This is a genomic window from Xanthomonas hydrangeae, assembly GCF_032697525.1.
In the GTDB taxonomy this organism is placed as follows: Bacteria; Pseudomonadota; Gammaproteobacteria; order Xanthomonadales; family Xanthomonadaceae; genus Xanthomonas; species Xanthomonas hydrangeae.
In genome coordinates, this window is sequence record NZ_CP103836.1 from 3,005,112 (window position 1) to 3,031,431 (window position 26,320).

Annotated in this window: 21 protein-coding genes, 1 other RNA gene and 1 pseudogene; 14 read left to right on the forward strand and 9 right to left on the reverse strand. The window is 64.9% G+C overall.

Annotation, left to right across the window (positions count from 1 at the left end; all coding sequences use genetic code 11):
• Window positions 1-49 precede the first annotated feature (49 nt).
• Both NYR97_RS12720 and NYR97_RS12725 read right to left on the reverse strand, forming a co-directional pair.
• Window positions 50-508, reverse strand: coding sequence for an H-NS histone family protein (locus NYR97_RS12720; RefSeq protein WP_316693592.1), 459 nt, complete (start codon window positions 506-508; stop codon window positions 50-52).
• 144 nt (window positions 509-652) lie between these two features.
• Window positions 653-2,347, reverse strand: a complete 1,695-nt coding sequence (locus tag NYR97_RS12725; protein ID WP_316693594.1) for a proline--tRNA ligase — start codon at window positions 2,345-2,347, stop codon at window positions 653-655.
• Window positions 2,348-2,659: 312 nt separating this feature from the next.
• Between NYR97_RS12725 and NYR97_RS12730 the strand changes: the two genes are divergently transcribed.
• Window positions 2,660-2,737: non-coding RNA, sX9 sRNA (locus NYR97_RS12730), on the forward strand.
• 4 nt (window positions 2,738-2,741) lie between these two features.
• On the opposite strand, the gene NYR97_RS12735 is transcribed toward NYR97_RS12730, so the two are convergent.
• Entirely contained in the window at window positions 2,742-3,146 is a 405-nt protein-coding gene (locus NYR97_RS12735) for a DUF4124 domain-containing protein (RefSeq protein ID WP_205392478.1), read from the reverse strand.
• A 133-nt stretch (window positions 3,147-3,279) separates the two neighbouring features.
• Between NYR97_RS12735 and pssA the strand changes: the two genes are divergently transcribed.
• The 7 genes and pseudogenes from pssA to NYR97_RS12770 all read left to right on the forward strand — a co-directional run.
• A complete protein-coding gene (gene pssA, locus NYR97_RS12740) occupies window positions 3,280-4,053 on the forward strand; it encodes a CDP-diacylglycerol--serine O-phosphatidyltransferase (protein ID WP_023902531.1) in 774 nt (257 codons plus the stop codon).
• A 39-nt stretch (window positions 4,054-4,092) separates the two neighbouring features.
• Window positions 4,093-4,569 carry an alanine acetyltransferase gene (locus NYR97_RS12745; RefSeq protein ID WP_210762237.1) on the forward strand — a complete coding sequence of 159 codons (477 nt, stop codon included), beginning with the start codon at window positions 4,093-4,095 and terminating at the stop codon, window positions 4,567-4,569.
• Window positions 4,566-5,048 carry a ribosomal protein S18-alanine N-acetyltransferase gene (rimI, locus tag NYR97_RS12750; protein WP_023902533.1) on the forward strand — a complete coding sequence of 161 codons (483 nt, stop codon included), beginning with the start codon at window positions 4,566-4,568 and terminating at the stop codon, window positions 5,046-5,048. The genes NYR97_RS12745 and rimI overlap by 4 nt, the downstream gene beginning before the upstream one ends.
• 233 nt (window positions 5,049-5,281) lie before the next feature.
• Window positions 5,282-5,524, forward strand: a complete 243-nt coding sequence (locus tag NYR97_RS12755) for a hypothetical protein (protein ID WP_316693602.1) — start codon at window positions 5,282-5,284, stop codon at window positions 5,522-5,524.
• Window positions 5,525-5,834: 310 nt separating this feature from the next.
• Window positions 5,835-6,968 (forward strand): pectate lyase family protein, encoded by a 1,134-nt coding sequence (locus tag NYR97_RS12760; protein WP_316693604.1) that lies wholly within the window; start codon window positions 5,835-5,837, stop codon window positions 6,966-6,968.
• A gap of 251 nt (window positions 6,969-7,219) precedes the next feature.
• On the forward strand, window positions 7,220-8,362 hold the full coding sequence (locus NYR97_RS12765) for a pectate lyase family protein (RefSeq protein ID WP_316693605.1): 1,143 nt from the start codon (window positions 7,220-7,222) through the stop codon (window positions 8,360-8,362).
• A 170-nt stretch (window positions 8,363-8,532) separates the two neighbouring features.
• A pseudogene (locus NYR97_RS12770) lies at window positions 8,533-8,721 on the forward strand (pectate lyase family protein); the annotation flags it as partial.
• Window positions 8,722-9,397: 676 nt separating this feature from the next.
• Here the strand turns inward: NYR97_RS12770 and NYR97_RS12775 are convergent.
• From NYR97_RS12775 to NYR97_RS12795, 5 genes are all read right to left on the reverse strand, one after another.
• Complete coding sequence (locus tag NYR97_RS12775) at window positions 9,398-10,321, reverse strand: IS110 family RNA-guided transposase (RefSeq protein ID WP_316693606.1); 924 nt, start codon at window positions 10,319-10,321, stop codon at window positions 9,398-9,400.
• Window positions 10,322-10,917: 596 nt separating this feature from the next.
• Entirely contained in the window at window positions 10,918-13,803 is a 2,886-nt protein-coding gene (locus NYR97_RS12780) for a valine--tRNA ligase (RefSeq protein WP_316693607.1), read from the reverse strand.
• 215 nt (window positions 13,804-14,018) lie between these two features.
• Window positions 14,019-14,444 carry a DNA polymerase III subunit chi gene (locus tag NYR97_RS12785; protein ID WP_205392472.1) on the reverse strand — a complete coding sequence of 142 codons (426 nt, stop codon included), beginning with the start codon at window positions 14,442-14,444 and terminating at the stop codon, window positions 14,019-14,021.
• A gap of 7 nt (window positions 14,445-14,451) precedes the next feature.
• Window positions 14,452-14,817: a hypothetical protein gene (locus tag NYR97_RS12790; RefSeq protein ID WP_316693610.1), complete on the reverse strand. Its 366-nt coding sequence runs from the start codon at window positions 14,815-14,817 to the stop codon at window positions 14,452-14,454.
• The gene (locus NYR97_RS12795; RefSeq protein WP_316693612.1) at window positions 14,817-16,289 is read right to left on the reverse strand and encodes a leucyl aminopeptidase; all 1,473 of its coding nucleotides are present in this window, start codon (window positions 16,287-16,289) and stop codon (window positions 14,817-14,819) included. Before NYR97_RS12795 ends, NYR97_RS12790 begins: the two co-directional genes overlap by 1 nt.
• 107 nt (window positions 16,290-16,396) lie before the next feature.
• On the opposite strand from NYR97_RS12795, the gene lptF reads away from it, so the two are divergent.
• From lptF to NYR97_RS12810, 3 genes are read left to right on the forward strand one after another with little or no spacing between them, the layout of a single operon-like run.
• Complete coding sequence (gene lptF / locus NYR97_RS12800; RefSeq protein ID WP_205392469.1) at window positions 16,397-17,479, forward strand: LPS export ABC transporter permease LptF; 1,083 nt, start codon at window positions 16,397-16,399, stop codon at window positions 17,477-17,479.
• On the forward strand, window positions 17,476-18,582 hold the full coding sequence (gene lptG, locus NYR97_RS12805) for an LPS export ABC transporter permease LptG (protein WP_168957132.1): 1,107 nt from the start codon (window positions 17,476-17,478) through the stop codon (window positions 18,580-18,582). Before lptF ends, lptG begins: the two co-directional genes overlap by 4 nt.
• 5 nt (window positions 18,583-18,587) lie before the next feature.
• Window positions 18,588-18,917: a hypothetical protein gene (locus NYR97_RS12810; RefSeq protein ID WP_205392467.1), complete on the forward strand. Its 330-nt coding sequence runs from the start codon at window positions 18,588-18,590 to the stop codon at window positions 18,915-18,917.
• Between the two features lie 215 nt (window positions 18,918-19,132).
• Here NYR97_RS12810 and NYR97_RS12815 read toward each other — a convergent pair whose 3' ends face one another.
• Window positions 19,133-19,600 (reverse strand): RDD family protein, encoded by a 468-nt coding sequence (locus tag NYR97_RS12815; protein ID WP_205392466.1) that lies wholly within the window; start codon window positions 19,598-19,600, stop codon window positions 19,133-19,135.
• A 259-nt stretch (window positions 19,601-19,859) separates the two neighbouring features.
• On the opposite strand from NYR97_RS12815, the gene xerD reads away from it, so the two are divergent.
• From xerD to purL, 3 genes are all read left to right on the forward strand, one after another.
• Window positions 19,860-20,831, forward strand: a complete 972-nt coding sequence (gene xerD / locus NYR97_RS12820; RefSeq protein ID WP_316693617.1) for a site-specific tyrosine recombinase XerD — start codon at window positions 19,860-19,862, stop codon at window positions 20,829-20,831.
• A 214-nt stretch (window positions 20,832-21,045) separates the two neighbouring features.
• Window positions 21,046-21,849 (forward strand): DsbC family protein, encoded by an 804-nt coding sequence (locus NYR97_RS12825; protein ID WP_316693619.1) that lies wholly within the window; start codon window positions 21,046-21,048, stop codon window positions 21,847-21,849.
• Between the two features lie 390 nt (window positions 21,850-22,239).
• Window positions 22,240-26,286, forward strand: coding sequence for a phosphoribosylformylglycinamidine synthase (gene purL, locus NYR97_RS12830; protein ID WP_316693621.1), 4,047 nt, complete (start codon window positions 22,240-22,242; stop codon window positions 26,284-26,286).
• Window positions 26,287-26,320 lie beyond the last annotated feature (34 nt).

Sequence of the window (26,320 nt, forward strand, 5' to 3'; positions counted from 1 at the left end):
ACGCGTGCAATAAAAACGCCGGCAATGCCGGCGTTTTTATTGGTTTGAATCAAGCGGCCTTGGACTTCTTGGTGGCGCGCTTGGTGACAACTTTACGTGCCGAGGTCTTCTTGGCCGGGGTCTTCTTGCTGCCGACCTTGCTGATCAGAAAGTCTTCGACTTTCTTGCCGGCGGCGGTCAATTCGGCCAGCCAGCGCGGTTGCTTGCCACGGCCGGTCCAGGCTTCCTGGGGATTGGCCGGGTTGCGATACTTCGGCGGCACCTTGCCCAGCTTGCGGCCGGCGCGCGGGCCCGGCTTGGCAGCGGCAGCCGGACGACCCGGACCAGCGCTGGCAGAAGCGCCAAACAATTCTTCAATGGAATAACCATGCGCTTTTGCGGCGCGGGTCAGCTGGGTGCGGACCTTTGCGATCGGGGTGCGCTTGGCAACCACCGTCTGCTGCTTCTTCGCATTCTTGATCAGTGCACCCAACTGCTTGGCCGACAGGCCGCTAAGATCGATCGACATCACTACTCCGGAAAATGAGAGAGAAAAGAATGCCGGTCCGTGGCAGCGCTGGCCATCATAATGTCAGAAAACCCGCGTGACAAATGCGCCGAAATAATTCGGCGCCTTGTGTTCATCTGTTTGAAGCGGGTTCTGGGTGTTTGATCAACGTTCCAGGCGGGAGAATAACCCGGACTTATCCAGGTTTTCCGCTGCCTCGGCGGTGCGCGCGCGATATTCAAATGTGCCGGCCGCCAATCCGCGTTCTGAGACCACCACCCGATGCGGAATGCCCAATAGTTCCATATCGGCAAACATGGCGCCCGGACGCAAACCACGGTCGTCCAGCGCGGCTTCGATCCCTGCGGCAGTCAATTCGTCCAACAGCGCGCCGGCTGCGGCAATCACCTGCGGGTCCTGTTTCGGGTTGATCACGCACACCACCACCTGCCAGGGCGCCATCGGTGCGGGCCAGATGATGCCGGCGTCGTCGTGGTTCTGTTCGATCGCCGCAGCCACGATGCGCGAAATACCGATGCCGTAGCAGCCCATCTTCATCACCGCGACCTTGCCGTTCTCGTCGATCACGGTAGCCTGCAATGCCTGCGCGTACTGGCTGCCAAGCTGGAACACATGACCCACTTCGATGCCACGGGCCAGCCGCAGCTCGCCGCCATCGGCCGCACGTTCGCCTTCGATGACGTTGCGCACATCGGCCACGGTGTCCGGCTCGGGCAGGTCGCGGCCCCAGTTGACGCCAACCAGATGCGTGCCGGGCACATTGGCGCCGACCACGAAATCGGCCAGTGCCGCGACATCGCGGTCGGCCACCACGCGCACCGGGCGCGCGGTGTTCACCGGGCCCAGGAAGCCGGGCTCGCAGCCGAGGTGGTCGCGGATTTCGGCCTCATTGGCCATCCGGTAACCGGCCAGCCCGGCGACCTTGCCCAGCTTGATCTCGTTGACCGCGTGGTCGCCACGCACCAGTACCAGCACAAAGCCGGCCTCGGTCATCACCGCCACCGACTTGACTGTGCGCTGCAGCGCGATGCCCAGCAACTGGGCGACGTCTTCGCAGGTCTTCTGGGTGGGCGTTTCGACCTGGCGCATCGCCTCGCCAACCTCGGCGCGCGGGGCGGACAGGGCGGCGCTGGCAGTTTCCACGTTTGCGGCGTAATCGGAAGCCGTGGAGAACGCCAGCGAGTCTTCGCCGGAGGCGGCAATGACGTGGAATTCCTGCGAGGCATCGCCGCCGATGGCGCCGGAATCGGCCTGCACGGCGCGGAATTCCAGCCCCAGGCGGGTGAAGATTCGGGTGTAGGCCGCGCGCATGTTGTCGTACTCGCGCGCCATGTCCTCGTCGGTGAGATGGAACGAGTAAGCGTCCTTCATCAGGAATTCGCGCGCACGCATCACCCCGAAGCGCGGGCGGATTTCATCGCGGAACTTGGTCTGGATCTGATAGAAATTCAGCGGCAGCTGCTTGTAGCTGTTGATCTCCTGGCGCGCGAACTCGGCCGCGGCTTCCTCGGCGGTGGGGCTGTAGCAGAACTCCTGTTCCTTGCGGTCCTTGATCTTGAGCAACTGCCCGCCGAACTTTTCCCAACGCCCGGTGGCGTCCCACAACTCGCGCGGCTGGATGGTGGGGAACAGCACTTCCACCGCCCCGGCGCGGTTCATCTCTTCGCGCACGATGGCCTCGACCTTGCGCAGCACGCGCAGGCCCAGCGGCGACCAGGTGTACAGCCCGGAGGCCAGTTTGCGGATCATGCCCGCGCGCAGCATCAGACGGTGGCTGACCAGCTCGGCGTCGGCCGGGGTTTCCTTGGTGGTGTGCAGGTGGAACTGGGAAAGACGCATCGGGCTTCGCTTGGGCGGAAAGCCCATAGTTTGCCAGTGTCGCGCCCTGGCGGTCATCGGCGAGGGCGCTGCGCCGTCTCGGCAGGGCGGGAAAGACCGGTGCGTAACTGGTCTGGCCAAGCGCCATTCACCCAAACACGTGTGGCCGGCGTTCTGGCGCGGCCGGTGCTGAAATCGGCATGTGCCACGCATCGGCGGCGGTCGGTCCGCAGGGTCCACCCAGCAGAGCGCCGCCACGTATTTTGGACTTGGAGCAGCTAACAAGACTGCTGCGCGGCCGCCAGGCGGGCGTGGCCGGTGCTCGGAATCGGCATGTACCGCTTCGTACACTCCGGTTCTGAGCGCGCGCCCGCACCCACCTGACGACCGCTCGCTACTGTTGTGTTGGCCGCTCTTAGGTGGCCGGGCCGCTGCTGGTTGGTGCCGGCCTGCAGTAGGCCTTGGCTGCCGCTTCGGCAAGGTTGCGCTGCGCGGTGCGGGCGTCCGGGTCCAGCGGGGTGCCGGGCTTGCCGTCGGCGCCAGCGCCCATGGTCACCTCGCCCTTGCCACTGAGCAGCTCCAGGTTGCGACGTGCGGTGAGGCAATCGGCCGATTCGGGTGCAGCGGTTTCTGGCGCCGCGATGGCGGCAGTGCCGCTGCGGGCGTCGATCCGGCGCGATTCGTAGCGCTGGCCGGACGGCGGCGGGGTTTCGGTGTAGTGGGTCACGCCCTTGGCGTCCTTCCACTTATAGAGATCGGTCGCGCCGGCGCCGGCGCTGACCAGCATCAACAGGGCGCAAAGCCCGGACGACAGCTGCATGTGGCTTCCCCTGGATGATTCCCGCGGCGATTGCAGCATCCGCGGCCTGCGCTGGCAAGTCATGCCGCCCGGCGTACGCGTCAGGGGCAGGGCGCGCTACCGCCGGATGGACCTCAGGCCCTACACTTGCCGGATGGATGAAATGAGACCGCCCCCTCGCTCGCGCACGATTTACCTGCTGCCGAACCTGTTCACCACCGCCGGGCTGTTTTCCGGTTTTTACGCCATCATCGCCGCCGCCAATGGGCAATTCGTCCAGGCGGCCATGGCGGTGTTCGTGGCGGCGGTGATGGATGGGCTGGACGGCCGGGTCGCGCGCCTGACCAATACCAGCAGCGAATTCGGCGTGCAGTATGACTCGCTGGCCGATCTGGTCAGCTTCGGCATGGCCCCGGCATTGGTGATGTACCACTGGTCGCTGTCGGCGCTGAAGTACGACAGCAACGTGATGGGCCGGGTCGGCTGGTCGGCTGCCTTTCTATATGCGGCCTGCGCGGCATTGCGGCTGGCTCGCTTCAACACGCAAGTAGGCGTGGTCGACAAACGCTGGTTCATCGGCCTGGCCAGTCCGGCGGCGGCCGGCTTGATGATGGCGTTCGTGTGGGCGTTTGCCGACGACAGCCTGGGCTTCGATGGCGAGCAGCTGCGCTATCTGGCATTGGCGATCACGGTGGTCTCTGCCTTGTTGATGGTCAGCCGGATCCGCTTCTGGAGCTTCAAGGGCGGTGCGCGTGGGCCGCGTGCCGACCGCGTGCCGTTCCTGGCGCTGGCGATCGCCACGGTGGTGATCGCGCTGCTGGTGATCGACCTGGCCCGTTCGCTGCTGGTGATCGGTGTGCTGTATGCGCTGTCCGGTCCGGTGATGTGGCTGTGGCGGCGCTGGCGGCGCGTCCCCGAGCTGCCATGAGCCCGGCTGTGATGAGCAACCTGTCATGAGCGTGCTGTCATGAGTGAGATGGCGTCCGAGCCGATGTGGTCCGATCTGCAGATCTCGTATCTGCAGGCGTTGGGGCACACCGTGTATCTGGACCGTGACATGGCGGATGCGCTGCCTGCGCCCGCCGATGTGGTCGAAAGTGCACCGGCGACTGCGCCGATGCGCGTTGAGCGTGCGGTGCAGGCGCCAGCGGTGGCGCACTCCGCGGCGCCTGTCGCACGTCGCACCGCACCGGCTGCACCCGCCGAGGCCCCGCGTGCGCCCAACACCGCGCCGTCGGCCGCGCCGCCGCGGCGTAGTCGTGTCGGCCTGCCGGATCGTTTGCAGATCGCGTTGCTGCGCGCGTCCGGCTGCAACCCCGGCGACCCGAATACCCAGGCCTTGATGGCCACCTGGCCGCTGGCCGAGTTGCGTGGCAACCCGGCAGCCAAGCGCGCGCTGTGGCCGCAGTTGCGTGCGCTGCGGCGGCGTCAGGACCCGGCGTGAGCGCATTGAACGCACCCCTGCCCACAGCGCTGCGCGCGATGCGCGAGAGCGATCTGGACGTGGTGATGGAGATCGAGCATCGCGCCTATCCGTTTCCGTGGACGCGCAACATCTTTCGCGACTGCCTGCAGGCCGGCTACCCCGGCTGGGTGATGGAGCAGGGTGGCCAGGTCATCGGCTACGGCGTGATCAGCATTGCCGCCGACGAGGCGCACGTGCTCAACGTCTGCATCGCACCAGAAGCCCAATCGCAAGGCCATGGCCGCGTGTTGCTGCGCGCACTGATCAAGGGTGCCTGCGATCGCGGCGCGCGGCGTGCGTTTCTGGAAGTACGCCCGTCCAATCCCTCGGCGATCGCGCTGTATCACTCCGAAGGCTTCAACGAAATCGGACGGCGCCCACGCTACTACCCCTCCAACACCGGGCGCGAGGATGCGTTGGTGATGGCGATCGAGTTGTTCTTCGAAGGGTTCTCCTGAGCGCCATTTTTAGTTGCTGACCGCATTCGTCGATGGACTGCGTTGGTGACAGTTGATGTGATGCGTGCTGATGCCTGCGGGCATCCATTGCTGTTGCGCTGCAGCTCGCGTGCGCAGTGTCCATCGCAGCAACAGGCCGCGCCTGCGATCGGATGCCGTTAACCGCATGCCGCCACCGACGATGTCGCCGTCCGTAATCAATCGCTCGCCGTCGCTTTGACTCAGGCTGTCGCGTGGTTGCAATCGATGGCATTGCGATGTGCGCAATTGTTGCACTTGATCGATTGCCGGTCGTGCGCATCGTCCACTATGCAGCGTGGCGCGCCGCGCTGATCGATGGCGATATTTTCGCCATATTCCACTTTCTTTTTTTTGGTTGCGCTGATCGCATAAGCCTGATCGCAGTGCACGCGTTGCGTTGTCGATACGTTGCATCGCAACACGCATGGACGTCGAAGAAAACACGCAGCACGTGATCGCAGCGGCACACCGTACTGAACCTGCGTCCATCTGCATTGCGACTCGAATCATGCTGCGCTGCAGTGTCCTTGTCGCTGTCTCTGCGTGTCTTGAGTGCAGCGTTTTGTCTTCTCTTGGGTGTCTCGCAACCGTTTGCGTGACTGCGCATCCACATCGATACATCGGCTAGATACAAGCGATTGCGATGCTCCTAGTATCGGTTTCGCGGAACTGAAAAGTACATAGATGAAAAGTATGTTCCGCGCCTGTTAGACGAGGGGTGTGCCGCCGCGCGGCGCATCGAACCTATCCGAGGGAGACATCAAGATGAAGCCGAAATTTTCAACGGCGGCCGCCGCGTCGCTGTTTGTCGGGTCGTTGCTGGTCGTTGGCGTTGTCTGCGCCGATCCTGCACTGGAAGTTGCAACCACTGGTTGGGCAACACAGAACGGTGGGACCAAAGGCGGCTCCAAAGCGGCCGCTGCCAACATCTACACGGTCAAGAATGCCGCCGAGCTGAAGAACGCGCTGAAGGCCAGCGTGGGCAGCAACGGACGCATCATCAAGATCAGCGGCATCATCGATGTCAGTGAAGGCAAGCCCTACACCAAGACCTCGGATATGAAGGCGCGCGCGCGTCTGGACGTGCCGACCAAGACCACGCTGATCGGCATCACCAGCAACGCGGAAATTCGCGAAGGCTATTTCTACGTCAAGGCCAACGACGTCATCATCCGCAATCTCACCATCGAAAATCCGTGGGATCCGGAACCGGTCTGGGATCCGGACGATGGCAGCGCCGGCAACTGGAATGCCGAGTACGACGGCCTGACGGTGGAAGGCGCCACCAACGTGTGGGTGGATCATGTCACCTTCACCGACGGTCGCCGCACCGACGATCAGAACGGCACCGCCAATGGCCGCCCCAAGCAGCATCACGATGGCGCGATGGACGTCAAGAAAGGCGCCAACTTCGTGACGATTTCCTACTCGGCGTTCAAGTCGCACGAGAAGAATGATCTGATCGGTTCCAGTGACAGCGCCTCCAGCACCGACAGCGGCAAGCTCAAGGTGACCATCCACAACACCTTGTTCGAGAACATCTCCGCACGCGCGCCGCGGGTGCGCTTCGGCCAGGTGCATCTGTACAACAACTACCACGTTGGCAGCACCACCCATCCGGTCTACAAGTTCTCGCACGCGCATGGTGTGGGCAAGGAATCGAAGATCTTCTCCGAGCGTAATGCCTTCGACATCAGCGGTGTGAGCGGTTGCGACAAGATCGCGGCCGATTACGGCGGCAGCGTGTATCGCGATCAGGGCTCGCTGCTCAACGGCAAGGCGCTGACCTGCACGTGGAATACCAACATCGGTTGGACCCCGCCATACACCTACAGCCTGCTGTCGGCCGACAAGGTCGCTGCAGACGTCAAGGCAAAGGCCGGCGCCGGAAAGCTGTAGGCGTTCTCAACGCGACACCCCATGCAGTGCCCGCAAAACGGGTGCTGCATTTGCGTGTGTGCGATGTATGCGAAGCACGCGTGCGCAGAAAAAGAATTTTCAAAAATAGACTATTCATTAGTTTTCATAAGCATTAGGATCGAGTCGCGTTCGCTAGGGGACTGGCCTTGATGGCCTGGGCGATCGCGTCGGGGAGCGCGTCGTCTCATGCGGCGCGCCATTGCGTCACTCATTCAAGAGAATTCATCACCATGTCGAAAGCATCGACAGTCGTTGGTCGTACCGTTGTGGGCGTCGTTCTGGGCGCTGCGTTGTTGTCCCCCGCAGCGCACGCTGCGGATCCCTCCTTGGAAGTTGCCACCACCGGCTGGGCGACCCAGAACGGCGGCACCAAAGGCGGCTCCAAGGCTGCAGCTGCAGACATCTACACCGTCAGCACGGCAGCGCAGTTGAAGGCCGCGTTGAAGGCCAAGGCCGGCAGCAACGGCCGCATCATCAAGGTCAAGGGTGTCATCGACATCAGCGAAGGCAAGGCCTACACCAAGACTGCGGACATGAAGACGCGTGCGCGCCTGGACATCCCGACCAAGACCACGTTGATCGGCGTTGGCACCAATGCGGAAATCCGCGAGGGCTATTTCTACATCAAGGCCAACGACGTCATCGTGCGCAATCTCACCATCGAAAATCCGTGGGATCCGGAGCCGAAGTGGGATGCCGACGACGGCGACAACGGCAACTGGAATTCCGAGTACGACGGCTTGACCGTGGAAGCGGCCACCAACGTGTGGGTGGACCATGTCACCTTCACCGATGGTCGCCGCACCGACGATCAGAACGGCACCGCCAACGGTCGCCCCAAGCAGCATCACGATGGTGCGATGGACGTCAAGAAGGGTGCCAACTTCGTCACCATCTCGTACTTGGCGTTCAAGTCGCATGAGAAGAACAGCCTGATCGGCTCCAGCGACAGCGCCTCCGGCACCGACAGCGGCAAGCTCAAGGTGACCATCCACAACACCTTGTTCGAGAACATTTCCGCACGCGCACCGCGGGTGCGTTTCGGCCAGGTGCATCTGTACAACAACTACCACGTCGGCAGCACCGGCAATAAGGTGTACCCGTTCTCGCACGCGCACGGCGTGGGCAAGGAATGGAAGATCTTCTCGGAGAACAATGCGTTCGACATCAGCGGCGTGAGCAGCTGCGACAAGATCGCCGGCGATTACAAGGGCAGCGTGTATCGCGACCAGGGGTCGCTGATCAATGGCAAGGCACTGACCTGCTCCTGGAACAGCAAAATCGGCTGGAAGCCGCCGTACACCTATAACCTGCTGGCTGCCAACAAGGTGGCTGCAGACGTGAAGGCAAAGGCTGGTGCAGGCAAGCTGTAAGGCGTCTGCGCTAGGCACTGCTGCGATGACTGCAGTAGTGTATGAGCTCCCACAACGCCCGCAGCGAGCGGGCGTTGTGCGTTTGCGCGATGTCCTCATTGATGTCTCGATGTTCCGCGACATCGGCTGTGTCTGCAACGCAATGAGTGTGCGGGATATTGCCTAGCTACATCGGTGTGGGCGCGGACGCCTGCATCATCGAAGGTTATCTGCTGTTGAAGGGCAACGATGTCATCATCCGCAACCTCGATATCGAAAATCCCTGGGATCCGGAACTGTTGTGGGATCCGGCCGGTGGCAAGCTGGGTAACTGGAATTCGGAGTTCGATGGCCTGACTGTCGACGGTGCGATGTGGGTGCGTCGCTTGCAGAGCGACAAGGCTGTGACTTCGTAGCTGGGTCCTTGCCCGCCCACCATCGCAGGACACGCCGCAAGTACGTCCGTGTAGGCTCTTCTGCGGCATCCATGCCGCATAAGGTCCCGCGCCGGTGGGCGAGCAAGGACCAGTCGAGATGGTCGGTGTGCATGGTGCAAGCAATGCACGATGCATGTTGTTCGATCACCGTGGTTTCGGTTTGCTTTTCAACGCAAGCGGAGCAACCAACAAGCTTTTAAGAAAGCAACCGACTAACTCTCTGGTGCGGTGCCCTCGCCGGTTGCGGGACCGTGTGGCGGCATGGATGCCGCCACCGAGCCTCCACGGATGGATTCACGGCGTGTCCCGCGAGCGATGAGGTCACCGTACCCTCGACTAACCAAGCTTTCGACCTGAGCTCCAACTGCATTTATAACGCCGTCACGACCGGAATCCCGGTTGTATTGGACTGATTGAGCAGTGTGGATAGATCACTTGTAAAGCGGCTGATCTGCGGCTTGGCTGCAGGGCCCTTGCCCGCCCACCATCGCGGGACACGCCGCAAGTACGTCCGTGTAGCAACTGTGTTGTTGGAGGGGGTTCTGACCGTTGTGGAAGCCTGGCACGGGAACGCCGGCCGCTGGTCAGCAGCCGGCGGATCCATCGAGAGCATGGTCACTCAGGTCGGGACGGTTTGGACGTCTGCGGCGTGAGCGTCTCGTGCTCGCGCGTTGAGGATGACGAGCATCTTGCGCATCGCCGCCACGATGGCGACCTTGCCGGGCTTTCCGCGTGCCCGCAGCGATCGATAAAACTCCCGGATCCGCGGCTCGTGCTGGATCGCAGACAGGCACGCCATGTACAGCACGTTGCGCACCTCGATCCGCCCGCCGCGGATCCGGCGCAGGCCGCGCATCTGTCCGCTGTCATGGGCGATGGGAGCCACGCCGACCAGCTTGGCAATTGTCTTCCCATCGAGGGTGCCCAGCTCCGGCAGGTAGCTGGCGATCACCGCTTGCAGGGTCGCCCCGACGCCCTTGAACGAGCGCATTGCTTCCAACTGCGGTTGCTGGCCGACCTGCTCGGCAATCTGCTGTTCCAATCGCACACAGGTCTTTTTCATCTGCGCGATATTGGCATGCAGCACGCGGTGCAAGCGCGTGTCCGTTACCTGCTCCAACTGGTTGTGCGCGCTTGTTGTCAGCTCCACGAGTTGCTGTCGCGCACGCACAAACTCGCGCAGCCGTCGACGCCAAGGCTCCATCGGTTGATAGGGACGTAGCTCCAGCGTGTGGGCCATGCAAGCCAGATTGATCGCGTCTAGACGATCTGTCTTTGCCGGCAGGCCGACGGCGGCGGCGAACGCATGGCAGCGGTGCGCATTGGCCCGCACGATCCGGTGGCCGGCGTCGAACAAAGCATCCAGTACCCGCTGTTCATAGCCGCCAGAGGCCTCCAGGACAATCTGGCCAACCTCGCGCTGTGCCAGCCAGGACACTAGCTTGAGATGGCCTGCGGGGGTGTTGTGAAACTGCGCGCACGGGCCGCGGTAGACGGCCACATCCAACCGGGCCTTGCACACATCAATCCCGATGCCATTCATGGGCAAACTCCGTTAGGCTTGAAGGGTCGAGAGCTCCCCTGCCTGCCCAGCCTTACGTCTACGAGTGGCCACTCTGGCAACCGTTCGGGCGATACAGGGGAGAAACCGGCGTGGGCACCCAGCTACACGACGATCGGTAACGATCCAGGCTCTCACGGTGGCCCACGCCGGCTCTCGACGCCCAAACTGCCAGAATCCGAACAGATAAGGCTCTTACGCGGCATCCATGCCGCGTAAGGTCCCGCGATGGTGGGCGGGAAAGGACCAATCGAGATGGTCGGTGTGCACGGTTGCAAGCAGTGCATGACGTGCCTCTAATTCGCCAGCTATCGTGTTCTGCGAACCATGCCCGCAAGCCAACGCAAGTCGCGAGATGACCGGCTTTCATCCAGCTACCGACAAACTCTCTGGTGCGGTGTCCTCGCCGATTGCGGACCGTGTGGCGGCATGGATGCCGCCACCGAGCCTACATGGACGTGCTTGCGGCGTGTCCTGCGAGCGGCGAGGGCACCGCACGCTCGACCATCCGATCGGTCGCCTTCTTCGAATACCGACTGCGGTCGCCTGGTGGCGATGCAGTCGGCTGAGCGACTTCGCTAGATCTTGGCGCGTTGCTCGCGCAGACCGGTCAACTGCGTGGTCCAGTCGTTCAAGCGCGCGCGTTCCTGTTCGACCACCACGGCCGGTGCGTTTTCCACGAACGTGGCGTTGCCGAGCTTGCCGTTGCACTTGCCGATTTCGCCTTCCACGCGCTTGATTTCCTTGTCCAGACGCGTGCGTTCGGCATCCATGTCGACCAGGCCTTCCAGCGGCACCAGCAGCGTGAGCTCTCCGACGATGGCAGCCGCCGATGGCGGTGCCTCCTGACCGGCGTCCAGCCAGCCGATCGTTTCCAGCTTGAGCAGGAACGACAGCTGCGAGGCAAAGCGGGCAACGCGGGTACGATCGTCCTGCGTGCCTGCCTGCAACAGCAGGCGTACCTGCTTGGAGGGCGGCACGTTCAACTCGCTGCGCACGCGGCGCAGCGCCGACACCATCGACTTCAGCCATTCGACATCGGCCTCTGCGCTGGCATAGCCGTGGGTGTCGATATCGCCGGCCTGCGGGAACGCCTGCAACGAGATCGTCGCGGCGGTGATGCCCAGGCGCGGTGCGACTTGCTGCCACAGTTCTTCGGTGACGAACGGTGTGAGCGGGTGCAACAGACGCAGCAAGGCTTCGAGTACATAGAGCAGGGTGTGACGCGTGCTGGCGGCATCTTCTGCGTGCTCAATCGCTTCCGGCGTGCTGCCTGCAGCGGCCAGCGTGCTGTCCTGCACAGCGCCGTTGAGTGCGGGCTTGGCCAGTTCCACGAACCAGTCGCAGAACGCATTCCAGGCGAATTCGTACAGCGATTGCGTGAGCAGATCGAAACGGTAGTTGGCGTAGTGCGCGTGGGTTTCTGCGGTGACCTTGTCCAGACGCGCAAGGATCCACTGCTCCGCTTCGGTGCGCGGCTGCGGCACGCCGTTGAAGCGCGCGCCCTCGGTGTTCATCAGCACGAAGCGCGTGGCATTCCACAGCTTGTTGCAGAAGTTCTTGTAGCCTTCGGCGCGGCCCAGGTCGAACTTGATATCGCGGCCATGCGTGGCGAGTGCGGCGATGGTGAAGCGCAGCGCGTCGGCGCCATGGGCGATGATGCCGTCCGGGAATTCCTTGCGCGTGGCCTTTTCGATCTTGGGCGCATCCTTGGGCTTCATCAGGCCGGTGGTGCGCTTGGCGACCAGCGCCTCGATGCTGATGCCGTCGATGATGTCCAGCGGATCGAGGACGTTGCCCTTGGATTTGGACATCTTCTGGCCTTGCGCATCGCGAATCAGGCCGGTGATATAGACATCGCGGAATGGCACCTGGCCGGTGAAGCTGTCGGTGGCCATGATCATGCGCGCCACCCAGAAGAAGATGATGTCGAAACCGGTGACCAGCACCGACGACGGCAGATAGCGCTCGAAACCGCGCTCGGCCATCGCGTTCGCATCCGGCCAGCCCAGCGTGGAGAACGGCCACAGTTGCGAGGAGAACCAGGTCTCCAGCACGTCGCTGTCCTGATGCAGCGCGACGTCGGCACCCAGGCCGTGTTTCGCGCGCACCTCGGCTTCGTCATGGCCGACATAGCACTTGCCTGCCTCGTCGAACCACGCCGGGATGCGATGCCCCCACCACAGCTGACGGCTGATGCACCAATCCTGGATATTCTCCATCCAGTGGCGATAGGTGTTGATCCAGTTCGGCGGCACGAACTTGATCTGGCCGCTTTCGACCAGCTCCAGCCCGCGCTTGGCCAGTGCGTCCATCTTCACGAACCACTGGTCGGTGAGATAGGGCTCGATCACCTGGCCGGTACGGTCGCCGCGCGGCACCTGCAGTTTGTGCGGTTTGGTTTCGACCAATACGCCCAGGTCTTCCAGTTCGGACAGCACCAGCTTGCGTGCGTCGTAGCGATCCAGGCCGCGGTAACGCTCCGGCGCGTTGTCGTTGATCGTTGCAGTGACGGTGAACAGATTGATCAACGGCAAGTCATGCCGCACGCCCACCGCGTAATCGTTGAAATCATGCGCAGGCGTGACCTTGACCACGCCGGTGCCGAAGGCGCGGTCGACGTAATCGTCGGTGATCACAGGCACTTGCCGGCCGGTCAGCGGCAGCACGATGCGGGTGTTGTGCAGCGTGGCGTAGCGCGCATCGTCCGGGTGCACCATCACTGCGGTATCGCCCAGCATGGTTTCCGGACGCGTGGTGGCCACCACCAGATAATCGCGGGTTTCGCGCAGCGTCTCGTTGCCGTCGGCATCGTGCTCGACGTGCTCGTAGGTCACGCCATCGGCCAGCGGATAGCGGATCGACCACAGGAAGCCGTCTTCCTCGACGTTTTCCACTTCCAGATCGGAGATGGCGGTCTTCAGCACCGGGTCCCAGTTGACCAGGCGCTGGCCGAGATAGATCAGGCCCTGCTCGTACCAGCGCACGAACGCCTCATTGACCGCTGCCGAGGGTTGCGGGTCCATCGTGAAGGTGCTACGCGACCAGTCGCTGGAAGTGCCCAGGCGGCGCATCTGGCGCTCGATGGTGTCGCCGGATTCGGCCTTCCATTCCCACACCTTGGCGATGAAGCCCTCGCGCCCGAGCGAGTCGCGCGTTTCGCCGTTACCTTCCAGCGCCAGATTGCGCGACACCACCATCTCGGTGGCGATGCCGGCGTGGTCGGTGCCCACCTGCCACAACGTATCGAAGCCGCGCATGCGGTGATAGCGCACCAGCGCATCCATCAGCGTCTGCTGAAACGCATGGCCCATGTGCAGCGTGCCGGTCACGTTCGGCGGCGGCAGCAACACCGTATACGGCTCCCCCTTGCCGGACGGCACGAAATAACCGGCGGCCTCCCACTGTGCGTACAGGCGCGATTCGAAGGAAGAGGGGTCGTAGCTGGAGGCTAGGGTGGTCATAGAGGGGCTGGGATTCGTTGATTCGGGATTCGGGATTCGGGATTTGTTGAGTCATGGGGCCGGCAGAGATCGCTGGCAAGCCATTGCATCAACCTCAGCGGTGGCGCTGTGGAACGGAGATTGGCTGTTGGGATTCGTCGTTGGAAAGGACTTGTGGATGCGCGCAAAACCGCTCCTGCGAATCCCCAATCCCAACTCCCCAATCCCCGTCCCTCTCACATGTCGTACTTGGTCAGTTCCAGGCCCAGGGCCTTGTACTGCTTCCAGCGTTCGCGCAGCGGTTCGCGGGCGGCGGGGTCGGCGGGGACCACTTCCAGTACGCGGTCGCAGGCGCCCAGATAGGGATCGTCGCGCAGGTTGATCACCAGCGGGCGCGAGGGCGCGGCAAACTCCGGGGCGGCGATCAGCACCGGGGTGAGTTCGTCTTCCTCATCGGTGCCGGCGATCTGATGCGGGATATAGGCTTCGTCGTCGAACGCCCATAGCAGATCGTCCAGCGCTTCGGCCTGTTCGGCATCGCGCGCCAGGATCAGCGTGGAAAGGTTGGCGTCGTAGGCCTTGCGCGCCAGCTCGCAGACCAGCCGCAGCGGTTCGTTGAGGAAGCGCGGTTTGGCGATCAGATAAAAGTCGGCACGGGGCATGGTCAGATCACGAAACGGAAGGGAAAACAGATTCGGCAACGACGCTGCCGAGCGTGAACAGCAGGCCGGACGCCAGTACCGCCAGCAGAAACCCGCCTGTGGCGCGCAGGCGTCGGCCGGCAGGCCGCGAGCGATACAGATAGATGGGGATGAACACCAGCCAGGCCAGCACCATGCCGATGTTGAGCCACATCGGGCGGCGATAGCCGTGCTGGCGGCTGTCGGCCGCCAGCCAGACGAAGATCAGCACCAGCAACAGCGCAAATCGCACCAAGTCGGCGGCATCGCCGTTCCACCAGCCGGGTAACGCGCTGGCGGCCCCGTCCACCAGCACGAAACCAGCGATCAGGGCCAGTGCAGCGCGTGGCGACATCAGGCTGCGCGGTCGAGCAACCACTGCGTCAGCAGCCCGACCGGGCGACCGGTGGCCATGCCGCGCTTGCCTTCGTCGCTGGCCACGCCGGCGATATCCAGATGCGCCCAGCGCTGATTTTCGGTGAAACGCGACAGGAAGCAGCCGGCAGTGATCGCGCCACCCCAGCGGCCGCCGATGTTGTAGACGTCGGCGAAGGTGGAATCCAGCAGGCCCTGGTACTCATCCCAGAGCGGCAGGCGCCAGGCGCGGTCGAACACGTGCTCGCCGGCGGCCAGCAGTTCGTTGGCCAGGTCGTCGTGCTTGCTCATCAGGCCGGCGGTCTGGTGGCCGAGCGCCACCATGCAGGCGCCGGTCAGCGTAGCCACGTCCACCAGTGCTTCAGGGTTGAAGCGCTCGGCGTAGGTCAGCGCATCGCACAGGATCAGGCGGCCTTCGGCGTCGGTATTGCCGACCTCGATGGTCTTGCCGGACATGCTGGTGATCACATCGGAGGGGCGATACGCATTGCCGTCGATGGCGTTTTCCACCGCCGGCACCACCACCACCAGGTTGATCGGCAGCTCGGCCTTGACCGTGGCGACGAAGGTGCCGATGACGTTGGCGCCGCCGCACATGTCGTACTTCATTTCCTCGATGCCGCCCTGCGTCTTGAGGTTGACGCCGCCGGTGTCGAAGGTGATGCCCTTGCCGACCAGCACATAGGGACGCGCGTCGCCGCCGCCGTTCCACTTCAGCACGATCAGGTGCGGGCGGTTGGCCGAGCCGCGCGCCACCGACAGCAGCGAGCCCATGCCGAGCGACTCCATCTGCGTTTCGTCCAGAATCTCGGCTTCGGCGCCGGGAAACTTGCCGGCGAACGCGGCGGCGGTCTCGGCCAGGTAGGCCGGGGTGCAGTAGTTCGGCGGCAGGTTGCCCAGCTCGCGGGCGAACTCCACGCCCTCGGCGGTGGCCACGCCAACCGCCAGTGCGCGGGCGTCGTCGCCGGCGATCGCCAGGGTGGTCAGGCCGGTCTCGTCGACCTTCTTCTTGCCCAGCGTGGCGGTGTAGCGGTAAGCAGCGTGGTCGCTGACGACGATCGCCTGGCGAATGTTCCACGCGGTATCGCGCGCCTTGATCGGCAATTCGGTCAGGGTGAGCAGGGCGGTGCCGACCGGGCCGGTCTTCAGCGCGCGGGTCGCATCGCCGATCGCCTTGAGGTAGGGCGCCACGCCGAACTTGCCGGCATCGCCCAGCCCGACCACCAGCACGCGCGGGGCGGCCACGCCGGGCAGATCGTGCAGCAGGCTGGTGCTGCCGGTCTTGGAGGCCACATCGCCGCGTGCGACCAGTGCCGTCAAACGGCCCTGGCTGGCGCTGTCCAGCGCCTGGGCGGCGGGCGAAAGGGTCTTGTCGGCGAACACGCCAACCACGATGCAGTCGACGTGGGCGCTTGCCGGCGCGTCTTGGTTCAGGGTGAATTGCAGGGCCATTGATCAGATTCCGTAGGCAAATCCGTACAATCGCGGACTGTTTACGCCAACCTCACTAGGCTGGCGACGCCGCGAACGAATCCGAGAGTTTAAAACAAGCCCACCCCATGCCGAAGCTCGATCGATACCTGCTTAGCGATTTCACCCAGAGCTTCCTGGCCACCTTGATCGTGCTGCTGGTCGTCAGCGTGGGCGGTGTGCTGGTGGATATCCTCGGCAATATCGCCGATGGCCGCATCCCCGCTCGCTTGTTGCTGTCTCAGGTGGGCCTGCAATTTGTGGCCTACCTGCCGATCATCCTGCCGTTGGCGCTCATGCTCGGCCTGCTGCTGGCACTGGCGAGGCTGTACCGCGATTCAGAAATGGCCGTGATCACCGCCATTGGCGTCGGCCCGCGGCGCATGTTGCGCCCGATCCTGATGCTGGTGGTGCCGGTGGTGGTGCTGATCGGGCTGTGCTCGCTGTGGCTGGGCCCGTGGGCGAGCCGTACCGCCGAGACCATGCTGGAAGACGCCAACCGCAGCGTGCTGATGGCCGGCCTGGAGTCGGGCAAGTTCACCCCGCTGTCCGGCGGTGGGGTGGTCTATCTCACCACGATCTCGGCCGACGGCAAGGGCCTGGGCAAGGTATTCGTGCAGCGCCAGAAGGACGACCGCATCGATGTGGTCACCGCCGAGCGTGGCGCGATGTTCTTCGAAGGCAAGGCCAACCGCTACCTGCGCCTGGAGGACGGTTACCGCATCGAAGGCCCGGCCGCCGGCAACACCCTGGACTACCGCTTGATGAAGTTCGCCAGCAACGACGTGGCCCTGCCCGACCGCAGCCAGGTGCACGACGCCAACGATCCGGAAGTGATGTGGACCACGCAGCTGCTGTCGGACGAACGCCCGGCCGCGCGCGCGCAGCTGCATGAGCGTCTGGCGCCGCCGCTGCTGGCGCTTGCGTTCGCGCTGCTGACCCTGCCGCTGTCGCGCAGTGCGCCGCGGCAGCAGCGCTACGGCCGGATCATGCTGGCCTTCCTGGCGTACATGGTGGGTACCAACCTGATGATCGTCGGCACCCAGTGGATCGCCAACGGCAAGACGCCGGCCGCGCTCGGTCTGTGGTGGCTGACGCTGCCACTGCTGGCAGTGGCGATCTGGGCGTATGCACGCGATGGCCGCGTGCGTCGGCCGAGGGTGCGCGCATGAGGCTGATGCCACGGGTCCACGATTGGTACGTCGGGCGCGCGGTGTTGTTCACCGTGCTGCTGACCTGGGCCGTGCTGCTGGGGCTGGATCTGGTCAACGCGTTTGCCAGCGAGGCCAAGAATATTGGCCAGGGGAGCTATACCTTTGGTCATGCGTTCGCTTATGTGGCGTACACGGTGCCGCGGCGGGCCTACACCTTGTTCCCCACTGCGGCGGTGATCGGTGCGTTGATGGGTCTGGGCCAGTTGGCGGCCACCTCCGAGCTGACCGCCTTGCGTGCGCTCGGCGTGTCGCGCAAGCGGATGTCGGCCTCGGTGGTCGCGGCGATGGCGTTGCTGACCGCCGGCATGGTGATCAGCGGCGAGACCGTGGGGCCGTGGGCACAGAACCAGGCCGATACGCTCAAGACCAGCGCCCGCTACAACAGCGATATGGCAATGGCGCGCTATTCGGGCCTGTGGGCGCGCGAAGGCGACACCTTCCTCAATGCGCTGAGCGGCGAAGAGAAGTTGCTCGACGGTGGCGGTACCGCGCTGGATCTGCACGATGTGCGGCTGTACCACCTCGATGCCGGCGGCCGCCTGCAGCAGCTGACCTATGCGGCGTTGGCAGAAAATCGCAATGGCGCCTGGACGCTGCGCCAGGTGCGCCGCGATACCTTCCAGGAGCGCTCGGTGCAGCGCGAAACCTTCCCCGAGCTGCCGTGGCAATCGCAGCTCAGCCCGGCGGCGCTGGCGGCCGGGCTGGCCAAGCCGCGCAATCTGTCCGCGCGCGATCTGGAACAGAGCATCGAGTACCGCCGCCGCAATGGCCTGGACGCGCGCGACTACGAAGATCAGTACTGGAGCCGCTGGTTCTATCCGCTCAACGTATTGGCGCTGTGCCTGGCGGCGATTCCGTTCTCGTTCGGTTCGCTGCGTAGCGGCGGTCTGGGCAAGCGGCTGTTCCTGGGCATCCTGTTCGCGCTGGGCTTCTGGCTACTGCAGCTGTTCTTCGGCCGCATGGCCGGTGCGCTCAAGCTGGATTACCGCATCGCCTATGCACTGCCGCCGATGGTGATGCTGGGGGTGTCGGCATGGTTGTTCCGGCGGCGCAGTAGCTGAGTGACATGCGGCGGCTAAGCCTGACCGGCGTGGCGATGTGTGTGCCGTATGCGGCACTGATCGTGTTCTGTCTGCGCTTTGCCTACGATCCGCAGGTCAACGACAAGAGCCGGTTGGTGTGGAAGCAATTGCCGGTGCTGTTGCAGATGATGATCGCCGACGGTCTGGGTCTGACGCTGCTGCTGGATTGGCTACCCTGGGCGACGTCTTATGTGCTGATGGCGGCGCCCATGTTCTTGGCGCTGTATCTGCTGGGTAGCGTGCTGGAAAACACGTTCAGGGCGCATGGCCCGGCATGGAAAGACGCATCCAGCACGCATGAGAACGAAAAGTGAGGTGCGCACTCTTCCGCTGTCGCTGCAGCGAGCCGGGCTGAAAGCAGCGGCGCCCCTTGCAGGGTCTGGCTCTTGGTCTGCTGTTGCACATTGAATGGTCAGGGCGTTGGCTTAGAGGTTCGTTGTCGCCTGGGCCGGCTGCGCGGCCGCGCTGTCATCGCCGATGATACTTGCGACATGATGTAATGCCTGCCTGCCGCTGCCACCGCAGGCACTCAGCCCTGTGGTCTGGCGATCCGCTGCAGCCTGGTCCGGCTTGCCCGGTCGTGCCAGGTCAGCCGATCACGATCCACCCAGGCCCACCAGAATCCTGCGCCGCCCAGCGCCAGCGAGAGCGTGCCGACGGCATAGCGGATCCACAGCGCGCGCCAGGAAGCTTGCGGGCCGATCAGCGACAACCGCCATGGGCGCATGCCCAGGGTCTGGCCGCCGCGCCGCCAGCTCACCGTGGCGTAGATGCCGGCGGCGATCCAGCAGCACAACCACAACAGCCATTGCCAGCCGCTGAAAGGGGCGATGTTTTCGCGTGCGGGATGCCCGGCAAGCGTGAAGCCCAGGGTGAAAGCGGCGGAAATCAGCATCCATAGCGCCAGCACCGGCCAGGCGTCGTAACACATGGCCAGCAGCCGCCAGCCGACCAAGGCAGGGGCGCGTGCAGCGCGAGGCGAAGGAATCGAGGTCATGCCGCGAGCATAGCCGGCACGGGCGATCTAGCAACGCCGCGTTGCGGCAGCGCCGCGCTGAAGAATACGAGCGACCAAGTGGCTGGTGAACTTCATCAAGCGGTCGTCCGAAGGTGTTGCCGGCGGCCGGCAAAGCGACTGCGCAAGGTGCGTGCGTGCGGCAACGGCGGCTCGTTGCGCCAAGGAGCGCGCTGCCAACACTTCAATCATCGCCAACGCATCGCATCGGATCCTGTGCGACAGGCTCTATGCTGTTGCGATGTCTGCCAGCAGTCCTGCCGAACGTCGCCAACTCGCCCAACAGCTGCCGCCCCTGCAGGCAGCCGATGCTGCCGCCATCGAGCGCTTCCTGGATCGTTTCTGGGCCGAGAACGGGGTGGCGCGGCAGACCCTGGACAGCTATCGGCGCGATCTGGAAGGGCTGGCGCGTTGGCGCGACGGGGCTGGCGGCGGGCTGCTGGGCGTCGATCGGGCTGCGGTGTTCGACTATCTACGCTGGCGCTCCGAGGCGCGCTATTCGCCACGCAGCACGGCGCGGCTGTTGTCGACGCTGCGGGCGTTCTATGGCCTGAGTCTGCGCGAAGGGCTGCGCAGCGACGACCCGACCGCGCTGATCGACCCACCCCATCTGCCGCGCAGCTTGCCCAAGGCGTTGACCGAAAGCCAGATCGAGGCGCTGCTGGCCGCCCCCGACATCGACACCCCGCTGGGCCTGCGCGATCGCGCCATGCTGGAGCTGATGTACGCCGCCGGCCTGCGCGTCAGCGAGCTGGTCAACCTGCCGGCGGTGGGGGTCAATCTGCGGCAGGGCGTGCTGCGGGTGACCGGCAAGGGCAGCAAGGATCGGCTGGTGCCGCTGGGCGAGGAATCCCAGCATTGGCTGGAGCGTTATCTGAACCAAGCCCGCCCGCTGCTGGCCAGCCACAAGCCGGTGGCGCCGGTGGATGGGCAGGTGCCGCTGTTTATCGACGCCGCGCGTCAGCCGCCCAGCCGCCAGCAGTTCTGGGCGCTGGTCAAACGTTATGCGGCGTTGGCCGGGATCGACCCGGCCACGGTCAGCCCGCATGGGCTGCGCCACAGTTTCGCCACCCATCTGCTCAATCACGGCGCCGATCTGCGTGCGCTGCAGATGCTGCTTGGCCACAGTTCGCTGTCGACCACCCAGATCTATACGCTGGTGGCACGCCAGCATCTGCAGAAGCTGCACGCCAAGCATCATCCGCGCGGATAGCGCCGGCCGTCAGGTGGGTATCGGCGCGGGCTCGTCGGGGGCATCGCGCCGGGGCAGGGACTGCCGGCCAGCCGGACAAGTGGCAATCATCCCAAAGGCCGCGCCCATCCCCACAACGAACCACCCTGCAGATCACGAACAAACTGAGCCGGCAGTTGCCTTGCTTCATCTGCGCTGTGCGAGAATCCGGGCACCAATTGCACTGGATGCGTGAATGTATCGTCTTGCTATCGCCGCGCTGCTGGGCGCGATCAGTCTTACCGCCTGCGCACAATCGTCGCAGCCTGCGGCAAGCAATGCCGGCGCCAAGCCAGTCGCCGCACCTGCCACTGCCGCCGCCGGTAGTGTGGATCAGCGCGTCAGCACGGCGCTCAAGGCGCTGGACCCGGACTTCAAGCCCGACTACATCGGCGCTGCGCCGTTCCCCGGTTTCCGCGAAGTGGTGGTGGGCGGACAGGTGCTGTACGTCAGCGACGACGGCCGCTACCTGATCCAGGCGCAGCCGTTCGACATCCAGAACAAGCAGTTCGCTGCCAGCCCGGGCCTGCTGGCCTATCGCCGCAAGCAGTTGGAGACCGTGCCCAAGGCCGACCGCATCGTGTTCGCGCCGGCAAACCCCAAGTACACCGTAACGGTGTTCACCGACGTGGAATGCGGCTACTGCCGCAAGCTGCATAGCGAGATCGGCGAACTCAACAAGCAAGGGATCGCGGTGGAATATCTGGCGTTTCCGCGCATGGGCCTGGGCAGCCAGGACCATAAGGAGATGATTGCGGTGTGGTGTGCCGCCGACCGCAAGCAGGCACTGACGGCGGCCAAATCCGGGCAGCCGGTGACTGCGAAGGACTGCAAGAACCCGGTGTCGATGGAGTACACGCTGGGCCAGCGCCTGGGCGTCAACGGCACCCCGGCGATCTTCGCGCCGGACGGCACCCAGCTGGGTGGCTATTTGCCGCCGGCACAGCTGCGTGAGGCGTTGGAAAAGCGCGCCGTCACCACGGCGGGCGGGAGCCGCTGATTCAGCTGTAAGCGGCGTAGTGCTGCCGCGTCGGCGCTGGTCGCTTCGACCGCTGGCGTGATCGTTCCTAAGGCCGGGATGCAGGTGCATTCCGGCCTTATGCGTTTCAGGTCGGGCGGCCGGCTTGGAGGATCAAGCGGCGGTCTCGGCTGGCGATCGCCTTGTCTGCTTGCGCCTCGACGGCGCTGGACTGGTCTCGAGTGGGGCGCAGGTTTCAGGTGACCTGCGGCCAGGGCGTGTCGCCGCCGTTGCCGCGGCAGATTGCGTCCAGGCAGCGCTTGTGCCGGCGATCGGTCGGCCGATCGCCGGCCGACACGCGCTTGGCCGGGCGCTGAGCCCCTCAACCTCCGTTACAATCTGCAGCCCCGTTTCTGACACGGTTCCCCGGACATGATGGTCCTCGAGGGCGCTTCCGCCCTTTCGCCGTTCCGCCGCGCTCGGCTCGAAACCCGCCTGCAAACCCTCGTCCCCGCGCTGCGCATCACTGGCGCCTGGCATGTGTACTTCATCCGCGTCGAGGCCGGGCAAGCGCCCGATCAGGCCACCTTGCAGCGGATTCTGCAGGCCGACGCGGCGCCCGCGCCGCGCGCCGAAGACGCCTCCTCGCGCTATGTGGTGCCGCGTCTGGGCACGCTGTCGCCGTGGTCGAGCAAGGCCACCGAACTGGTGCGCGGGGCCGGGCAGCCGATCCAGCGCGTGGAGCGCGGTACCCGCATCGATCTGGCCGGCTGGCCGGACGCCGACGCCGACCAGGCCGCCGTGGCCAGGCTGCTGCACGACCCGATGACACAGTCGCTGCTTGGCTCGTCCGCCGCTGCCGAGGCGCTGTTCAACGAGCCGGATCGTGGCCAGTTGCAGCACGTGCCGCTGGAGGCGCTCGAACAGGCCAACCGCACGCTGGGCCTGGCCCTGGCGCAGGACGAGATCGACTACCTGCGCGAACGCTTCGCTGCCCTCGGCCGCGACCCGACCGACGTCGAGCTGATGATGTTCGCCCAGGCCAACTCCGAGCATTGCCGGCACAAGATCTTCAACGCCAGCTGGAGCATCGACGGCAAGCCGCAGGAACGCTCGCTGTTCCGCATGATCAAGCACACCCACCAGCAGACCCCGCAGCACACCTTGTCGGCCTACAGCGACAACGCCGCGGTGGTGGAAGGCGTGCCGGCCGCGCGTTATCGCCCGGATCCGGCCAGCGGCGAGTACCGCAGCGAAGCGGTGTTGCCGTCGGCGTTTGCGATCAAGGTGGAAACGCATAACCACCCGACCGCGATCGCGCCATTCCCCGGCGCCGCCACCGGTGCGGGCGGTGAGATCCGCGACGAGGGCGCCACCGGCCGCGGCGGCAAGCCCAAGGCCGGCCTGACCGGGTTCACGGTCTCGCACCTGCGCATCCCGACCCTGCCGCAGCCGTGGGAGGCGCCGCGCGCGCTGAACCCGCGCATGGCCCCGGCGCTGGACATCATGCTCGAGGGCCCGCTCGGCGGCGCCGCGTTCAACAACGAATTCGGTCGTCCGAACCTGCTCGGCTATTTCCGCAGTTTCGAGCTGGCCGAAGGTGAGGGTCTGACCCGTGCCTACGACAAGCCGATCATGCTGGCCGGCGGCCTGGGCGCGATCGATCGCACTCAGGTCGAGAAGCTGCGCCTGCAGCCGGGCGATGCGGTGATCGTGCTCGGTGGGCCAGCGATGCTGATCGGCCTGGGTGGCGGCGCCGCCAGTTCGGTGGCGGCCGGCGACAGCGCCGAGGCGCTGGATTTCGCCAGCGTGCAGCGCGAAAACCCGGAGATGGAGCGCCGCTGCCAGGAGGTCATCGACCGCTGCGTGGCGCTGGGCACGGACAACCCGATCCGCTGGTTCCACGACGTGGGCGCGGGCGGCCTGTCCAACGCCATCCCCGAGTTGCTGCACGACTCCGGCGTGGGCGGCGTCATCGACCTGGGCCGCGTGCTCACAGACGACCCCTCGTTGTCGCCGCTGGAACTGTGGTGCAACGAATCGCAGGAACGCTATGTACTGGGTGTGCCGCAGGCGCGCCTGGACGAATTTGCCGCGATCTGCGCGCGCGAGCGCTGCCCATTTGCCGCCGTCGGCGTGGCGACGGCCGAGGAGCGGCTGGTGGTGGGCTATGGCGTCTTCGACGCCGGGAATGGGGAATCGGGAATCGGTAATGGTAACGGCGCACTGCCGGTTGCCGATGCCGCTTCTCACCATTCCCCATTCCCCACTCCCGATTCCCCGCTGCCGATCGACCTGTCGATGGATGTCCTGTTCGGCAAGGCGCCGAAGATGCATCGCGATGCGGTGCATCCGCCAGCGCCGCAGTGGCCGGTGCTGCAAACCGGCACGCTGGATCTGCAGCAGGCCGGTCTGCGCGTCTTGGCGCATCCCACGGTGGCGTCCAAGAGCTTTCTGGTCACCATCGGCGATCGCAGCGTGGGCGGCTTGACCGCGCGCGAGCAGATGATCGGGCCGTGGCAGCTGCCGCTGGCCGATTGCGCAATCACCCTGGCCGGCTTCGAGACGTTTGCTGGCGAAGCGATGTCGATCGGCGAGCGCACCCCGCTGGCGTTGTTGAACGCTGCGGCGTCGGCACGCATGGCGGTGGGCGAGGCGATCACCAACCTGTGTGCCGCCCCGGTACAGACGCTGGACAGCATCAAGCTGTCGGCCAACTGGATGGCCGCCGCCGGTCACGCCGGCGAAGACGCCTTGCTGTACGACGCGGTGCGCGCGATCGGCATGGAGCTGTGCCCTGCACTCGAATTGAGCGTGCCGGTGGGCAAGGACTCGCTGTCGATGCAGGCGCAGTGGCCTGCCGGGAATCGGGAATCGGGAATCGGGAATGGTGAAACGCCACAGCCCTCCGCTCTTGCCATTCCCGATTCCCGACTCCCCATTCCCGGTGAAACGCTGAAAAGCGTTTCACCTGTCTCGCTGATCATCAGTGCGTTCGCACCGGTGGGCGATGTGCGCACGCAACTGACGCCGTTGTTGCGCAGCGACGAAGAGAGCGAGCTGTGGTTGATCGGGTTGGGTGGCGGCAAGCAGCGCCTGGGCGGGTCGGTGGTGGCGCAGGTATATGCCGATGATACGGCGCTGCCGGCATTCGGCGGCGAGGTGCCGGATCTGGACGATGCGCAGCGCCTGCGTAGTTTCTTTGAACTGATCCGCGCCGCGCGCGAGAGCGGCTTGTTGCTGGCGTATCACGACCGCAGCGATGGTGGTGCGTTTGCGGCGCTGTGCGAAATGGCGTTTGCCTCGCGCCAGGGCCTGGATATCACGCTCGATGCCTGGGGCGACGATGCGTTCCGCAGCCTGTTCAATGAAGAACTGGGCGCGGTGGTGCAGATCGCCAGCGAGGATCGCGCCGCGTTCGCCGATCTGGTCGAGCGGCATGCCTTGACCGAATGCGCGCAGCGCATTGCACGCCCCACCGGTGCGCCGCGTATCCGCGTGAGCGGGCAGGGCCGGGTGCTGGCCGAGTGGCGTTGGGAAGAATTGTTCGATGCCTGGTGGTCGGTGACGCACGCCATGCAGAAACTGCGCGACAACCCGGACAGTGCCGATGAAGAGCGCGCGCTGGCACGCGACTTCAAGGCGCCGGGATTGCGCCCCAAGCTGGTGTTCGATCCGTCCGAAGACGTGGCCGCGCCGTTCGTGGCGACCGGTGCGCGGCCCAAGGTCGCAATCTTGCGCGAGCAGGGCGTCAACGGGCAGATCGAGATGGCCTACAACTTCGAGCGCGCCGGTTTTCGTGCGTTCGACGTGCATATGAGCGACCTGATCGAAGGCCGCGTGGATCTGGCGCAGTTCTCCGGTTTTGCGGCCTGCGGCGGTTTCAGCTACGGCGACGTGCTGGGTGCCGGCCGCGGCTGGGCCACCTCGATCCTGGAGCGTTCGGCCTTGCGCGATGCGTTTGCCGAATTCTTCGCGCGCAGCGATACCTTCGCGCTGGGCGTGTGCAACGGCTGCCAGATGCTCAGCCAGCTCAAAGACATCATTCCCGGTGCCGAGCATTGGCCGCGCTTTTTGCGCAATCGCAGCGAGCAGTTCGAAGCGCGCACCGCGTTGCTGGAAGTGGTGGAGTCGCCGTCGCTGTTCCTGCGCGGCATGGCCGGCTCGCGGATTCCGGTGGCAGTGGCGCATGGCGAAGGCCGCGCCGAGTTCGACACCGTGGTGGATCAGGCGGCCGTACGTGTGGCCCTGCGTTTCATCGATGGCGATGGCGCGGTGGCATCGCAGTACCCGCTCAATCCGAACGGTTCGCCGGACGGCATCACCGGCCTGACCAGCACCGACGGCCGTGCCACCATCCTGATGCCGCACCCCGAGCGCACCCCGCGCACGGCAAACCTGAGCTGGCACCCGGCCGACTGGGGCGAGGACTCGCCGTGGCTGCGGATGTTCCGCAATGCGCGCGTGTGGTGTGGGTGATGACACCGAGCCGTGCGGCCTGACTTAAAGCGCC

Coding starts and splice junctions, on each gene's coding strand:
- NYR97_RS12720 (WP_316693592.1), bottom strand. CDS start 508: ATGTCGATCGATCTTAGCGGCCTGTCGGCCAAGCAGTTGGGTGCACTG.
- NYR97_RS12725 (WP_316693594.1), bottom strand. CDS start 2,347: ATGCGTCTTTCCCAGTTCCACCTGCACACCACCAAGGAAACCCCGGCC.
- NYR97_RS12735 (WP_205392478.1), bottom strand. CDS start 3,146: ATGCAGCTGTCGTCCGGGCTTTGCGCCCTGTTGATGCTGGTCAGCGCC.
- pssA (WP_023902531.1), top strand. CDS start 3,280: ATGGATGAAATGAGACCGCCCCCTCGCTCGCGCACGATTTACCTGCTG.
- NYR97_RS12745 (WP_210762237.1), top strand. CDS start 4,093: ATGAGTGAGATGGCGTCCGAGCCGATGTGGTCCGATCTGCAGATCTCG.
- NYR97_RS12760 (WP_316693604.1), top strand. CDS start 5,835: ATGAAGCCGAAATTTTCAACGGCGGCCGCCGCGTCGCTGTTTGTCGGG.
- NYR97_RS12765 (WP_316693605.1), top strand. CDS start 7,220: ATGTCGAAAGCATCGACAGTCGTTGGTCGTACCGTTGTGGGCGTCGTT.
- NYR97_RS12775 (WP_316693606.1), bottom strand. CDS start 10,321: ATGAATGGCATCGGGATTGATGTGTGCAAGGCCCGGTTGGATGTGGCC.
- NYR97_RS12780 (WP_316693607.1), bottom strand. CDS start 13,803: ATGACCACCCTAGCCTCCAGCTACGACCCCTCTTCCTTCGAATCGCGC.
- NYR97_RS12785 (WP_205392472.1), bottom strand. CDS start 14,444: ATGCCCCGTGCCGACTTTTATCTGATCGCCAAACCGCGCTTCCTCAAC.
- NYR97_RS12790 (WP_316693610.1), bottom strand. CDS start 14,817: ATGTCGCCACGCGCTGCACTGGCCCTGATCGCTGGTTTCGTGCTGGTG.
- NYR97_RS12795 (WP_316693612.1), bottom strand. CDS start 16,289: ATGGCCCTGCAATTCACCCTGAACCAAGACGCGCCGGCAAGCGCCCAC.
- lptF (WP_205392469.1), top strand. CDS start 16,397: ATGCCGAAGCTCGATCGATACCTGCTTAGCGATTTCACCCAGAGCTTC.
- lptG (WP_168957132.1), top strand. CDS start 17,476: ATGAGGCTGATGCCACGGGTCCACGATTGGTACGTCGGGCGCGCGGTG.
- NYR97_RS12810 (WP_205392467.1), top strand. CDS start 18,588: ATGCGGCGGCTAAGCCTGACCGGCGTGGCGATGTGTGTGCCGTATGCG.
- NYR97_RS12815 (WP_205392466.1), bottom strand. CDS start 19,600: ATGACCTCGATTCCTTCGCCTCGCGCTGCACGCGCCCCTGCCTTGGTC.
- xerD (WP_316693617.1), top strand. CDS start 19,860: ATGTCTGCCAGCAGTCCTGCCGAACGTCGCCAACTCGCCCAACAGCTG.
- NYR97_RS12825 (WP_316693619.1), top strand. CDS start 21,046: ATGTATCGTCTTGCTATCGCCGCGCTGCTGGGCGCGATCAGTCTTACC.
- purL (WP_316693621.1), top strand. CDS start 22,240: ATGATGGTCCTCGAGGGCGCTTCCGCCCTTTCGCCGTTCCGCCGCGCT.